We start from the raw sequence: 14,147 nt of genomic DNA on the forward strand, positions 1-14,147 counted from the left end.
AAGTGAAAGTAGCTGTTTTCGGAACTTCTGTTTCTGAGAGTTTCATTCCTGTTTTAGAGGAGTTTTTTAATTACTTAAAATTGAATAAAATAAATGTTCAGCTTTTTAAACCTTTTCATGATTTTTTAACAAGCAATTTAAAAATTGAACCTTATTATTCTTCTTTTTTTAGCTCTCCGGACGATTTTGAAAAATCCAATAATTTTATTTTCAGTGTGGGAGGCGATGGCACGTTTCTGCATTCGGTAGTAAATATTCGAAATTTTGAAATTCCGGTAATTGGAGTGAACAGCGGCAGGCTCGGATTTTTGGCTGATATTTCGCAGAACCAGGTGAACGATGCGCTCAACAGCATATTTGATAACAAATACTCGATTATTGAAAGGTCGCTGCTTGAAGTTGAATTTTGCGGAGGTGAAAAAATTGATTTTAGTTTTGCTTTGAACGAGTTGGCTGTTCTGAAAACAGATTCTTCCTCCATGATTAATATTACTGCCCGGTGCGACAAACAACTATTGAACAACTATTGGGCTGACGGACTTATTGTTGCAACCCCAACCGGCTCAACGGCTTACTCCTTAAGTGTTGGCGGACCTATACTTACTCCCGATTCTGAAAATTTTGTGATTACCCCGCTTGCCCCGCATAATCTTACCATCAGGCCCGTGGTTGTTCCCGACAAATATGAAATTGAGCTGAAAGTTGACGGAAGAGGTTCCCATTTTTTAACATCACTCGACTACCGTGCCGTTCCTGTTGAGTTTTCAACCACCCTAAAAATAAGAAAAGCAAATGCTACCCTAAAAACCCTTCAATTACCCGATCAGGATTTTTTTAATACACTGAGAAACAAGTTAATGTGGGGTTACGACAAACGCAACTAAATATTCTGCAAAGCTTAACAATTTTTAATCTTTCTTTGGGTTTTATAATAGCGTTCAGGTATGTTATATTTAGAATTATATTACTTTTGTACCTCTTGAAAGCTGAACAATACAGGGGCAAACAAGAGAAGTTCGTTGATAACCAGAGAATTGCAAGGGATTATTATAATGTTTAATAAATTCAAAATTAAAAATAAAGGTAAAACTGAATTTGTTATAAATTCCTTACAGTCAGTTTTTTGTGTAAAAACGAACCGGTAATATGCCTGAAGCTATTGTTGAATAAACGAGTTAGGATACCAAATGAGAAAAATTGTATTGGTGTTTATAGCAGTTATTTTTACTGTTTCAGGTTTTGCCCAAAAATCAGCAGACATAGGCATTTGGGGAGGTTCTTCGGCGTATTTGGGAGATATTAAGGAAGCCCCCCCTGTACAAACGTTCAATTTAAATTTTGGAGCTTTTTTCAGGTACAATTTTAATGCACGAATGGCAATGCGGGCACAGTTTTTAACCGGCAGTTTTGCTGCCAACGGAGTGGTGGAGGATATTCCTTTTGAATTCAAAAAAAATGCCCAGGATATTTCGTTTATGATGGAAATTAACTACCTGAAATATATTTTGGGAGAAAGGAAAACGCCTTTTACGCCTTACATTTTGGGAGGTTTGGGAGTGATGTATTTTCCATATAATCTCGATCCAATAAAAATGGCGCAGATTAATGCAAATTATCCGGTTTTGAATACTGTTGAAGAATCGGTTATTGCTGCAACAATTCCATTTGGTTTTGGAGTAAAGGTGACAGTTGGTGAAAGATTGGGAGTTGGAGCCGAGATTCAAATGAGAAAATTGCTGAACGATAAATTTGATAATCTGGATGATCCGTTATCTTTTGTAGCGGTTAATAATGATGGAGATACGGAAACAATTAAATATACAGACTTTTTGCACAATAATGACTGGCCAGGCTATTTGGGAATTAATGTAACCTACAAGATTAATCTTGATCCCAGAGCATGCCCGGCTTACGACAGGAAACACTGGTGATGAAATCGGTAAAAGAAAAACTAAATATCAACAAAATTCCGCGACATGTTGCCATAATTATGGATGGGAATGGAAGATGGGCTGCAAAACATGGCAGCGAACGCATTTTTGGCCACGAACATGGTGTGGAAAGTGTGCGATCAACCGTTGAAGGTGCCGGGGAAATTGGAATAGAATACCTTACATTATATGCCTTTTCAACTGAAAACTGGGAACGACCGAAAAATGAAGTGGATGCTTTAATGGGGCTGCTGGTTCAGGCAATTGAAAACGAAACCGGTGAATTGATGAAAAACAATGTGAGGCTGGGCACAATTGGCGATATTAAAAAATTACCACCAGATGTGGCTGCAAAATTAAACGAATGCATCAGGCTGTTGGAAAAAAACACCGGGTTAAATCTGATTTTGGCACTGAGTTACAGTTCAAAATGGGAAATTACCGAAGCCGTAAGAAATATTGCAAATGATGTTAAAAATGGAAAAATTCAATCGAAAGATATTGATGATAAACTGTTCGAAAGTTACCTGTCAACTGCGCAAATTCCAGATCCGGAATTGTTGATTAGAACAAGTGGAGAGTTCAGAATCAGCAATTTTTTACTTTGGCAAATTGCCTATTCGGAGTTATATTTTACCGATAAATTATGGCCTGATTTTAGAAAAGAAGATTTGTTTGAAGCGGTTTACGATTTTCAAAACAGAGAGAGAAGATTTGGAAAAATCAGTGAACAGTTATTTAGTTAATTTATTATGGTCAGAATGCGAAAGCCAGTTATATTCCTTTTATTTTTAATCGTTGCGTTTACACCTGCCGCCATTGGTCAGATTACCGACGATACAAATTTTTCAATTTACTATTCCAGTCCGCAAAAATATACGGTGAAGGATATTCAGATTTCCGGAATTAAATATCTCGATCAAACGGTACTTGTTCAACTGTCGGGCTTAAGTGTAGGACAGATAATTGAAGTTCCCGGTGAGGAAATTACCAATGCCATAAAAAAATTGTGGCAGCAGGGACTTTTTTCCGATGTTAAAATTACGGCCAGCAAGGTAGATGGCGACGATATCTGGCTCGATATTTATCTTCAGGAACGGCCCCGGTTGTCGGATGTAAATTTTAATGGAGTAAGTAAATCGGAACAAGACGATATTACAGAAAAAGTGCTTTTGCTTAAAGGAAGCCAGATTACCGATAACCAGGTGAATAATGCCGAACGCACCATTAAAAATATATTTCTGGCCAAAGGTTTTCTTAATACCGATGTAAATATTGTTCAGCGTGATGATACAACTCAAAACAACAGTGTTATCCTCGATATTTACGTAGATAAAAAGGAAAAAGTAAAAGTAAACGATATTGTTATTCACGGAAATGAAGCCATAAAAGATGTTGTTTTGGAACGGGCCATGAAAAAAACCAATGCCCGCAAACTCAGGAATTTTTTCAGAACCAAAAAGTTTTTGGAAGAAGAATATGAAAAAGATAAAGTGAACCTGGTTACTAAATACAATGAAAAAGGTTACCGCGATGCAATTATCGAAGACGATACCCTTTACCAGGTTGAAGTGGGTAAAAAGAATAAGCCAAGGGTAAATTTAGAGCTTTGGGTTGATGAGGGAGACAAATATTATTTTGGCGATATAAGGTGGGTTGGCAATACAGTTTACCCCGCTGATTACCTTGATAATTACCTTGGAATTCAGAAAGGCGATGTATTCAACCAGTCGATTCTTGAGAAACGGTTATTCGATAATGACGAAGGATTAAATAACCTTTATCTGAACGAAGGATACCTCTTTTTCGATTTACAACCCATTGAGGTTAATATAGAAAATGATACCATTAACTACGAAATGCGCATTCGCGAAGGAAAACAAGCAACCATTGATAAGGTGATGATTTCAGGAAACACCAAAACACATGAACATGTTGCCCGCCGCGAAATAAGAACTTACCCGGGCGATTTGTTCAGCAAAGAAGCCATTATCCGTTCGGTAAGGGAACTGGCCCAATTGGGGCATTTCGATCCGGAAGCCATTAATCCCGATGTAAAACCCAAACCCGAAGACGGAACCGTTGACCTTGAATACCAGTTGCAGGAAAAAGCCAACGACCAGATTGAACTTTCGGGCGGTTGGGGAGCCGGAATGTTTGTAGGTTCGGTAGGTCTGAAATTTGCCAACTTCTCTGTTCGGAACATCCTGAATAAAGAAGCATGGAGGCCTCTTCCAACAGGTGACGGCCAAACACTCAGCCTTCGCTACCAAACCAGCGGACGGTATTATCGCACCGTAAGTCTTTCGTTTATTGAACCATGGCTGGGGGGTAAAAAACCCAACTCTTTCTCCCTGTCATTATCTCATTCGCGAATTAATTACAGCGCGAACAAATATTATAACAATTATAACTCGTATGGTGGTTATGGTGGTTACAATCCGTATGGTGGTTACGGAGGTTATCCGTATAGCGGCTATGGTGGCGGCTACCCCTATGGTGGCTATGGTAGTTATGGCGGTTTAGGTGGTTATGGGTACGATCCGTATGGCGGTTATTATGGCGGTTATCCTCAATACAGCTACAATTATGGTTCAGAAGATGATAATGAAGAAGACGACCAGATTTGGGAAACCACTGCTCTTGGTATGGGATATGGCTACCGGCTTTCATTTCCCGATGACTATTTTACCGTTTATCACGAATTGTCATTCGAACGATACCGGCTTCAGAATATGGGTGGATCTTTTTTATCAGTAGGAGACAGTGGCGATCCGAATGAAATATTCAATAACTTTAATCTTCAAACCGTTTTTGGGCGCAATTCAGTGGATAATCCACTCTATTCGCGCAGAGGCTCTCAGTTTTCGCTGTCAATGAAAGTTACACCTCCCTATTCATGGTTTACCGATAAAGATTACAGTGCACCGGATGTTACAAATGAAGAAAAATATAAATGGATTGAATACCACCGCTGGCTTTTTAAAGGACAGGTTTACAATCCACTTTCAAGAAACACAAATCTGGTATTGCGTACAGCAGTTGAAATGGGATTTTTGGGCCATTATGATCCCTATCGTAAATCTCCGTTCGAAGGTTTTATTGTGGGGGGTTCAGGAATGTCGGGTTACAACCTTTACGGTACCGATTATGTGGCTCTGCGCGGGTATAAAGACTTTAGCCTTAGCCGGGAACGGAGCGGATCAAAAATGTACAACAAATTTACTATGGAAATGCGTTACCCGGTTACTTTAAAACCCAGTGCAACCATTTATGCACTTGCTTTTCTGGAAGCCGGGAATGCCGATATGAATTTTCAGGAATACAATCCCTTCAAACTTTATCGATCAGCCGGTGTGGGTGTGCGCATTTTTCTGCCCATGTTTGGGTTGATGGGAATTGACTGGGGATATGGTTTCGACGAAATTCCATGGGCGCCAGATGCAAACGGAAGCCAGTTCCACTTTGTTATTGGTCAGCAATTCTGATAGTTACAGGTTTGGCATAAAATATGATATTAAAAAGATTATTAACGAAAAATATTTAGCCATGAAGAAAATATTATTAATGCTTACAGCCCTGATGCTTTTCAGTGGAATTACTTTTGCCCAGAAGTTTGGTTTTATTGACTCCGGTTATATTCTGGAAAATATCCCGGCCTTTAGGGCTGCGCAGGAACAATTGAACCAGCTTTCAGCACAATATCAGAAAGAACTGGAATCAATGCATGCCGAAATTGAACAAATGTACCAGGACTTTCAGGCTGAAAGTGTTTTACTTTCGGAAGACATGAAACGCAAACGCGAAGATGTAATAATTTCCAAGGAAAAAGATTACAAACAGTTGCAGCGAAAATATTTTGGACCGGAAGGCGATTTGTTCCAGAAACGGCAGAGCCTGATAAAACCGGTTCAGGATGATATTTTCTCAGCGGTTCAGGAATTATCCAACGAAGGGAGCTATGCTGTAATTTTTGACAAAGCTGATGGGACAACACTGTTTTTTACTAACCCGCGATACGATTTAAGCGATCAGGTTCTCCAAAAACTCGGATATAAATAATTTATAATTATATTTGTGACCAAAAATTTAATACTACGTTGATTATGAGAAATTTAAAGAAATTATTTGTGTTGATTTTGTTCGCAGCCGCAACCATTTCGGCTGGTGCACAAAACCAGAAGTTCGGACATATAGATTTGCAGGCTTTGGTACAGTTAATGCCTGAAAGAGCAACGGCCGAAACGGACTTCAATACTTTTCAGTCAGACCTGGAAGATGTACTTGAAGAAATGCAACAAAATTATCAGCAGAAACTTACAGAACTTGAACAATTGGGCGCCGACGCCTCAGAAGTAAGAAGAAATGCAAAAATTACCGAATTGCAGGAGCTTCAGCAGCGTATTCAAAATTACCAGATGACCGCACAACAGCAACTTCAGCAAAAACAAGCCGAATTGCTTTCCCCGGTTTTCGATAAAGCAGAAGCTGCCATTGAAGAAGTAGCAAAAGAACAAGGTTTGCTTTATGTTTTTGACATTGGTTCAAGAGTTGTTCTATACAAATCGAACCAAAGTGTTGATTTGCTTCCCATGGTAAAACAAAAGCTTGGTATCCAGTAAAAAAATCAGATAAAATATTATGAAAGCCATTTGTCAGCCGACGGATGGCTTTTTTTATGCTTTTAAACTTATTTTGTTGGAAAGAAATGGAATTCCCGCTATATTTAGTGGTATGAAATATTACCCAAATTGAAATTTATGAAGACAATAATACCCGATGAAATTCAGGAAGATGTTAAAATTCCTTCCAATACCAAGTTATTTGAAATTGCCTGGGAAGTTTGCAATCAGGTTGGCGGCATTTACACAGTCATTCGTTCTAAAGTACCCTCGGTTATTGAAAAGTGGGGCCCAGAAAACTATTTCCTGATTGGTCCCTATTTTGCTGATCAGGCAGCAGCTCACTTCGATCCGGCCACCGATTATTCAACCCCGGTGGGTAAGGCAGTTCATAAAATGCAGGAGCGCGGTTTCGATGTTCATTACGGGCAATGGATTGTTTCCGGCCGCCCAAACGTAGTGCTTTTTAATCCTTATTCGGTTTACGATAAATTAGGAGAAATAAAACACTTTATTTGGCAGGATTATCACATTTCATTACCCGAACAACATGAATTGCTCGATAAAGTAGCTGCATTCGGTTTTCAGGTAAAAGAATTTCTGCGGTATTTGTGTTCTTCGGGTTTTTGCAGCGGGAAAGTAATTGCCCATTTTCATGAATGGATGGCAGGTCTTCCAATTCCCGGCCTCCGCAAAGACAACCTCAATATTAAAATAGTTTTTACAACGCATGCTACGCTGCTCGGCAGGTATCTGGCCATGAATGATAATCAGTTTTACGATCATTTGCCGTTTTACAATTGGGAGCAGGAAGCAATTAATTTTAACGTGAAGGCAATTGTGGAAATTGAACGCGCTTCGGCACACGGAGCTCATGTGTTTACCACCGTAAGTGAGTTAACCGGTCGCGAATGTACTCACCTGCTTGGACGAACACCTGACCTTATTCTGCCCAACGGGCTTAATATTCAGCGGTTTGAAGCTTTGCACCAGGTGCAAAATCAGCATTTGGCATACAAAGAAAAAATACATGATTTTGTGATGGGACATTTTTTCCAGAGCTATTCCTTCGATTTGGACAATACGCTTTACTTTTTTACATCGGGCCGTTACGAATATCAAAACAAAGGTTACGATTTAACGCTGGAAGCATTGGCAAGGTTGAATTACCGAATGCAGCAGCAAAATTCAAAAATGACTGTAGTTGCCTTTTTTATAACTAAACGGCCCTATTATACTTTCAATCCCGATGTTTTACATTCAAAAGCTCTGATTGAGGATATTCACCGGGTTTGTGAAGAAATAAAAGAACAGGTAGGCCGAAGGTTATATACCAGAATTACTTCAGACAACGGTCAGTATGTTTTTCCAAATCTGAGTGAAATGGTTGACGATTACCTGCGGCTGAAACTCAGAAGAAACGTGCAAAGCTGGAAAACCAAAAAGTTGCCAAAAATTGTGACTCATACTTTGATTGATGATGCCAAGGACGAGGTGCTGAATTTTCTGAGAACAGCAAATCTGGTAAATCACCGGCACGATAAAGTAAAAGTGGTTTATCACCCCGATTTTATTTCTACCTCAAATCCATTATTTAAAATGGACTACAATCAGTTTGTTCGTGGATGCCATTTGGGAATTTTCCCCAGCATGTACGAGCCGTGGGGATATACTCCGCTGGAGTGCCTTGCAAGTGGTTTGCCCTCCATTACAAGCAACCTGGCTGGTTTTGGCGATTATGTTTCCAGGAATATTATGGATAACGAAAAACAGGGAATGTATATCATCGACAGAAAAAGCAGAGATTTTAATCATACAGCCGATGAACTGGCCGATATAATGCTGCGTTTTGTGCAAATGAACCGCCGTGAAAGAATTGCACTCAGATATAAGTGTGAAGAGGCATCGTTGCATTTTGACTGGTCAAACCTGGGTCGGTTTTACGATGTGGCATACAATATGGCTGTTGAACGATAATGTGGAAACCATCTTGTTATGATTGATTCTCCAATTGGTGTTTTTGATTCAGGTTATGGCGGGTTAACCGTGCTCAAAGAACTTGTAAAAAAACTTCCGCAAAACGATTTTCTGTACCTTGGCGACAACGCGCGTACTCCTTATGGAACAAGGTCGTTCAGAGTTGTTTATGAATATACACTGCAGGCCGTTAAATATTTATTTAGTCAGAATTGTCCGCTGGTTATCATTGCCTGTAACACCGCTTCGGCAAAAGCGCTTCGAAATATTCAACAACTCGATTTACCTCAAATAGCGCCTGACCGGCGGGTATTGGGTGTCATCAGACCAAGTGTTGAAAAGGTTTCTGAAATTACCCGGAACGGGCATGTGGGAGTTCTCGGTACTCCCGGAACAGTTCTATCCGAATCCTATCCCATTGAATTGGAAAAATGGTCGGAAGGCAAGGTGATGTCCACCGTTCAGGAAGCCTGCCCACTTTGGGTTCCGTTGGTGGAAAACAATGAAATTGAATCGGAAGGTGCAGCGTATTTTGTAAGAAAAAATATTCAGAATATTCTTCAGAAAGATAAAAACCTGGATACGCTGATTTTAGGCTGTACACATTATCCGCTTCTTATTCATCAGATTCGAAAGTTTGTTCCTGCAAACATTCAGATTCTGGAGCAGGGGCAAATAATTGCCGAAAAACTGATGGACTATTTAAACAGGCATCCTGAAATGGATCAGAAATTATCCAAAAGAGGGAAATTAGAATTTCAAACCACCGAATCCGCAGATAATTTCAATGAAAAAGCAGCGCTGTTTTTGGGTCAAAAGGTGGAGGCCAAAACCATCCACCTTTAGTCTTTTCTTACGAAACCAGTTCTTTTACCACTTTTTTCATAGCGACATATTGTTCTTCAATGCTGGTTAAAAGTTTGTATTGTGCCCGCGTTCGTATTAAATTGTGGTCTTCCGATTTGGTTTTGTAATAATTATCTCCATCAATGTAATCCATTAAAAACCTGAGAACCTGCTCGTAAGTAATATATTTGGCAGAAAATGCAAGGTATTCTATTTCCTTTTCTGTTAAAAACGAACCAGCTTCTTCGAGATATCCCTTGGCAAATGCTCTGAAAATTTCCATATTCATCGACACGTTGGCCAGATTGGTATCGTCTTCTTTCCCGGTATTGGTGTAGTAACGGATGGCATCGCCAAAATCATTCAAAACCGTGCTGTTTAAAACCGTATCGAGGTCGATAACACAAAGCACTTCCCCGTTTTTATCGAAAAGAATGTTGTTGATTTTGGTATCGTTGTGGCTTACCCTGGTCGGAATGGTTCCATTCTCGACCAGTTTCCAGAAATCCATCATTTCTTCCCGGCGGCTTTCAATCCATTCTATTTCTTCCTGAACTTTTTCTTTTCGCCCAACCGGATCTTTTTTTAGAACGGCATCCCACTGTTCGTAACGGATGCGGATGTTGTGAAACCCTGGGAGAATATCAGTGAGTGGATCTTTCAGGTCAGAAACCAACGACTGAAATTTCCCGATTCCTTTTCCGCCGGCATAGGCCAGTTCCGGTGTTTCGGCTGCTTCGTATGCAATAGTATCTTCAATGAACAAACACACAGCCCAATATTCTTTCTCTTCATCCAAAAAATATAATTTTCCGTCGTTTGCCGGAATAATGGTCATGGCCTCGCGCATCGGGTCGCCTCCAGCTTTTAATACTTTTGCTTTTATGTGGTCACACACTTTTTGTATGTTTTCCATCATGGCCGGAATGGGAGAGAACACCTTTTTATTTTTACGCTGAAGAATGTATTTGGGCGATTTTCCTTCGGTGCTTATAATAAAAGTGTCGTTAATGAAACCTTCGCCAAGAGGAACAACCTCTTTTATATTTCCTAAAATCCGAAACTGGCTGGCAATTTTTATCAAATCAACGTTCATAGAAGTTATTTTAATAGAGTTTTTCAGGATATTCTCCTTCTTCAATCAGCTTATTAATTTTGGCAACAACCCGGGGTTTATCTTCTTTGTAAGTAACTCCAAACCAGGGGGAATCAGCTTTCAAAACCTTAACTGTAGCTTTTTTCTCCTGAATCATATCGAAAACCACCGAAGGAATGTAAATCTCCGATTTGGGTTCGCTGATATGGTTTTTCAGAAAGGCGGTGAATTTTTCTTCGAGAATAGGGAAAACAGTTGGTTTGAAACCCCAAATATTCATGGAAGCACTCTCATTTCCGGTTAATTCCTTCTCGCTTCCGTCCGGTTCAACTGAAATAATTTTGCCGTCTTTTTTCAGAATTTTTGTGGTTTCCACAATTTTACGGAGCAAATCATTTTCGTCCACATCGCAAATGCCACGCGATACCGAGCCGTAATCCGACAAGGTGTGCGAAAGTTTATAGCCAACCATGGAATATTCAGTTGGATCAGCCGATTGAGTTAAAAATTCAGCCATTACTTTATACGCATTGTACCCGTAAAAATCGTCGGCATTCAGTGCGCAGAACGGTTCTTTTATCACGTTTTTTACAACCAGAATGGCGTGTGCCGTTCCCCAGGGTTTTTCCCGGCCTTCGGGTAAAGTGAATCCTTCGGGCAGGTTATCCAATTCCTGAAAAACATATTCAACATCAATTTTGCCTTTTAATATCGGATCAAATTTTTCTTTAAAAGCATCGGCAAAACTTTCGCGGATAACAAATACCACTTTGCCAAACCCGGCTTTTATGGCATCGTAAATCGAATAATCGATTATCGCTTCTCCGTTGGGTCCAACGGGTTCAACCTGTTTCAGTCCGCCAAAGCGGCTTCCCATGCCGGCTGCAAGTATTAAAAGTGTTGGTTTCATTTAACTCTGATTTTTAATTTTCAGTTCAAGATTTGAATTCGAATACGAAACAAAGAAATCTTTTTGAGAAACAAAAAGGATTGTGCTTAATGTTTATAATTTTTTTAATAAGTGACAAGCGTTATTCTTTTGCTCCGTCAGGCTCAACATTTTTTTTCCCACTCCCGACTCCCGACTTCTGTCTTCCGACTTCCGTCTTCCGACTTATTCCTTGTACCAACCTGCATAAGTTCCGTATGAACTGGCTATTCGGTTAATTTCATTTTCCAAAAGTTCAGGGCTGATTGTTTTTATTTTTTTAGCCGGAATACCAGCATACACGCTGCCACTTTCAACAACGGTACCTTTGGTTACTACCGAACCGGCAGCAATAATTGAATTGCTTTCAATAACTGCGTCGTCCAAAACCACAGCATTCATTCCAACCATCACATTATCATGCAATGTACAGCCATGAACAATAGCCCCGTGGGCAATGGTAACATTATTTCCAATATTTGTGGGCGATTTCTGGTAAGTGGCATGAATAACAGCATTATCCTGAATATTGGTATTATTTCCAATTTTAATGAAATGCACATCGCCACGCAAAACAGCATTGAACCAAACACTGCAGTTGTCGCCCAGTTCCACATCGCCAATCAGAGTGGCTGTTTCGGCCAGAAAACAGTTTTTTCCTAAAACAGGTGTTTTGTTATTAAGTGTTTTTATAAGTGCCAATTTTGTTCATATTTAAATTGATTCCAAATATATTAAAACCTTTAAATATTTGGATATGTCATTAGCAACTTGTTAAATAATGGTTATTTTTGTTTCTTGAAAAATATGAGTAAAAAAGTTACGTCGATTCTAAAATTACAGATTATTAGTTTTAGGGTCGTTTTTATTTTGGATTGATAATATTGAAATCAAAAACCTTATATAATGAAGGATGCAAAAGTAATTGAGTTGGAAGAAGTAGCCATTCGGTTTTCCGGTGATTCAGGAGATGGAATGCAGCTTACCGGGACTTTGTTTTCGGATACCACTGCACTAATTGGTAACGATATTTCAACTTTCCCCGATTACCCGTCCGAAATTAGAGCTCCTCAGGGAACAGTTGGAGGAGTATCAGGATTTCAGGTGCAGTTTGGAAAAAAAGAAGTAACCACCCCCGGCGATTATGCACATGTGCTGGTTGCCATGAATCCGGCAGCTATTAAAGCCAATGCCCGGTTTATGGATCCTGGTGGCACTATTATTTACGATTCTGATTCCTTTACTGAAAAAAACCTGCAAAAGGCCGGTTATGAAACCGATGATCCTTTTACAGAAAGCAACTTGCTTGATTTTCGCAAAATTGCAGTTCCCATTTCGAACCTTACCCGCGAAAGTCTGAAAGATTTCGGACTGGACAACAAGAGTATTTTGCGCAGTAAAAATATGTTTGCACTTGGACTGGTTTGCTGGATGTTTAACCGGCCGCTCGATTACATCGAAGAATTCCTCCGGAGTAAATTTGCCAAAAAGCCTGTGGTTGTAGATTCCAATATCAAAGTACTGCACGATGGCTATAATTACGGAATGAACCTGCAACATCAGACACCCACCTATATTGTTCATTCTGCCGATATTGAAAACGGTACCTACCGGAATATTAACGGAAATCAGGCTACTGCATGGGGATTTATTGCGGCGGCTGAAAAAGCCGGGCTGGAATTGTTTTTAGGCTCATATCCCATTACTCCGGCCACCGAAATTCTTTCCAATTTATCAGAAAGAAAAGATCTGGGTGTGAAAACTTTTCAGGCTGAAGACGAAATTGCCGGAATTGCCTCAGCCATTGGAGCTGCTTTTGCCGGCGATTTGGCCATTACAACCACATCGGGCCCGGGATTGGCTTTAAAATCCGAAGCCATTGGCTTGGCAGTTATGGCTGAACTCCCTCTGGTTGTTGTTAATGTTCAGCGCGGTGGCCCTTCAACCGGTTTGCCAACTAAAACAGAGCAGTCAGATTTACTTCAGGCACTTTATGGCCGAAATGGCGAAAGTCCTGTTGTGGTGCTGGCAGCGAGCAGTCCATCCGATTGTTTTTTCTATGCCTACAGAGCAGCAAAAATTGCATTGGAACGAATGGTACCTGTAATTCTTTTAACTGACGGATTTTTAGGAAACGGAAGTGAACCCTGGAAGGTCCCTAAAATGTCGGAACTGCCGTCTATTACTCCGCGTATTGCAAAAGATGCAGCAACATTTAAAGCCTATCAGCGCGACGAAAATTTGCTTGCGCGCGACTGGGCGTTCCCCGGCATGGCAGGTTTTGAACACCGCATTGGCGGGTTGGAAAAAAATGCTTCAGGAACAGTTAGCCACGATCCTGAAAATCACCAGATAAATACCGAAATAAGAGAAGCAAAAGTGCAAAAAGTGGTTGACCTCGTGCCCGATCTGGAAGTATGTGGCGATGAGGATGGTGATGTTCTGGTTGTTGGCTGGGGAGGCACATTCGGACATTTGATTAGTACTGTGCGTGAAATGAGAAAGCAAGGCAAAAATGTTAGCCTGGCTCAATTTAATTACATTAAACCGCTACCAAAAAATACCGCCGAGGTATTTAAAAACTTCAAAAAAATTGTTGTTTGTGAATTGAATATGGGACAGTTTGCCAGCTACCTGCGCGATAAAATTCCAGGTTATCATTATCATCAGATTAACAAAGTAAAAGGATTACCTTTTACCGCCAAAGAATTGAAAGAAGGTATTAACAAATTACTGGAGGAATAAAA

At 40.1% G+C, this 14,147-nt stretch carries 12 protein-coding genes; 9 read left to right on the forward strand and 3 right to left on the reverse strand.

Annotated features, from left to right (window positions below):
* Positions 1–2: 2 nt before the first annotated feature.
* The 8 genes from ACESMA_RS03480 (at position 3) to murI (ending at position 9,376) form a co-directional block, all read left to right on the forward strand.
* Complete coding sequence (locus tag ACESMA_RS03480) at positions 3–884, forward strand: NAD kinase (RefSeq protein ID WP_372947375.1); 882 nt, start codon at positions 3–5, stop codon at positions 882–884.
* Between the two features lie 303 nt (positions 885–1,187).
* Positions 1,188–1,931, forward strand: coding sequence for a DUF6089 family protein (locus ACESMA_RS03485; RefSeq protein WP_372947376.1), 744 nt, complete (start codon positions 1,188–1,190; stop codon positions 1,929–1,931).
* A complete protein-coding gene (locus ACESMA_RS03490; RefSeq protein ID WP_372947377.1) occupies positions 1,901–2,677 on the forward strand; it encodes an isoprenyl transferase in 777 nt (258 codons plus the stop codon). Before ACESMA_RS03485 ends, ACESMA_RS03490 begins: the two co-directional genes overlap by 31 nt.
* A 15-nt stretch (positions 2,678–2,692) precedes the next feature.
* On the forward strand, positions 2,693–5,419 hold the full coding sequence (gene bamA, locus ACESMA_RS03495; protein WP_372947378.1) for an outer membrane protein assembly factor BamA: 2,727 nt from the start codon (positions 2,693–2,695) through the stop codon (positions 5,417–5,419).
* A 61-nt stretch (positions 5,420–5,480) separates the two neighbouring features.
* Complete coding sequence (locus ACESMA_RS03500) at positions 5,481–5,993, forward strand: OmpH family outer membrane protein (protein ID WP_372947379.1); 513 nt, start codon at positions 5,481–5,483, stop codon at positions 5,991–5,993.
* Positions 5,994–6,037: 44 nt separating this feature from the next.
* On the forward strand, positions 6,038–6,553 hold the full coding sequence (locus ACESMA_RS03505; protein WP_372947380.1) for an OmpH family outer membrane protein: 516 nt from the start codon (positions 6,038–6,040) through the stop codon (positions 6,551–6,553).
* Positions 6,554–6,691: 138 nt separating this feature from the next.
* Complete coding sequence (locus ACESMA_RS03510; RefSeq protein ID WP_372947381.1) at positions 6,692–8,530, forward strand: glycosyltransferase; 1,839 nt, start codon at positions 6,692–6,694, stop codon at positions 8,528–8,530.
* A gap of 18 nt (positions 8,531–8,548) precedes the next feature.
* Positions 8,549–9,376, forward strand: a complete 828-nt coding sequence (gene murI / locus ACESMA_RS03515; protein WP_372947382.1) for a glutamate racemase — start codon at positions 8,549–8,551, stop codon at positions 9,374–9,376.
* 7 nt (positions 9,377–9,383) lie between these two features.
* On the opposite strand, the gene ACESMA_RS03520 is transcribed toward murI, so the two are convergent.
* The 3 genes from ACESMA_RS03520 to ACESMA_RS03530 all read right to left on the reverse strand — a co-directional run bounded on the left by ACESMA_RS03520 (position 9,384) and on the right by ACESMA_RS03530 (position 12,102).
* Positions 9,384–10,472: a phosphotransferase enzyme family protein gene (locus ACESMA_RS03520; protein WP_372947383.1), complete on the reverse strand. Its 1,089-nt coding sequence runs from the start codon at positions 10,470–10,472 to the stop codon at positions 9,384–9,386.
* A 10-nt stretch (positions 10,473–10,482) separates the two neighbouring features.
* A complete protein-coding gene (locus ACESMA_RS03525) occupies positions 10,483–11,382 on the reverse strand; it encodes an NDP-sugar synthase (protein ID WP_372947384.1) in 900 nt (299 codons plus the stop codon).
* 204 nt (positions 11,383–11,586) lie between these two features.
* On the reverse strand, positions 11,587–12,102 hold the full coding sequence (locus tag ACESMA_RS03530) for a gamma carbonic anhydrase family protein (protein WP_372947385.1): 516 nt from the start codon (positions 12,100–12,102) through the stop codon (positions 11,587–11,589).
* Between the two features lie 204 nt (positions 12,103–12,306).
* Between ACESMA_RS03530 and ACESMA_RS03535 the strand changes: the two genes are divergently transcribed.
* Complete coding sequence (locus ACESMA_RS03535; protein WP_372947386.1) at positions 12,307–14,145, forward strand: 2-oxoacid:acceptor oxidoreductase subunit alpha; 1,839 nt, start codon at positions 12,307–12,309, stop codon at positions 14,143–14,145.
* Positions 14,146–14,147: the final 2 nt, after the last annotated feature.

The sequence above is a fragment of the Mariniphaga sp. genome, from assembly GCF_041687215.1.
In the GTDB taxonomy this organism is placed as follows: domain Bacteria; phylum Bacteroidota; class Bacteroidia; order Bacteroidales; family Prolixibacteraceae; genus Mariniphaga.

Coding starts and splice junctions, on each gene's coding strand:
- ACESMA_RS03485 (WP_372947376.1), top strand. CDS start 1,188: ATGAGAAAAATTGTATTGGTGTTTATAGCAGTTATTTTTACTGTTTCA.
- ACESMA_RS03490 (WP_372947377.1), top strand. CDS start 1,901: ATGCCCGGCTTACGACAGGAAACACTGGTGATGAAATCGGTAAAAGAA.
- bamA (WP_372947378.1), top strand. CDS start 2,693: ATGCGAAAGCCAGTTATATTCCTTTTATTTTTAATCGTTGCGTTTACA.
- ACESMA_RS03500 (WP_372947379.1), top strand. CDS start 5,481: ATGAAGAAAATATTATTAATGCTTACAGCCCTGATGCTTTTCAGTGGA.
- ACESMA_RS03505 (WP_372947380.1), top strand. CDS start 6,038: ATGAGAAATTTAAAGAAATTATTTGTGTTGATTTTGTTCGCAGCCGCA.
- ACESMA_RS03510 (WP_372947381.1), top strand. CDS start 6,692: ATGAAGACAATAATACCCGATGAAATTCAGGAAGATGTTAAAATTCCT.
- murI (WP_372947382.1), top strand. CDS start 8,549: ATGATTGATTCTCCAATTGGTGTTTTTGATTCAGGTTATGGCGGGTTA.
- ACESMA_RS03520 (WP_372947383.1), bottom strand. CDS start 10,472: ATGAACGTTGATTTGATAAAAATTGCCAGCCAGTTTCGGATTTTAGGA.
- ACESMA_RS03525 (WP_372947384.1), bottom strand. CDS start 11,382: ATGAAACCAACACTTTTAATACTTGCAGCCGGCATGGGAAGCCGCTTT.
- ACESMA_RS03535 (WP_372947386.1), top strand. CDS start 12,307: ATGAAGGATGCAAAAGTAATTGAGTTGGAAGAAGTAGCCATTCGGTTT.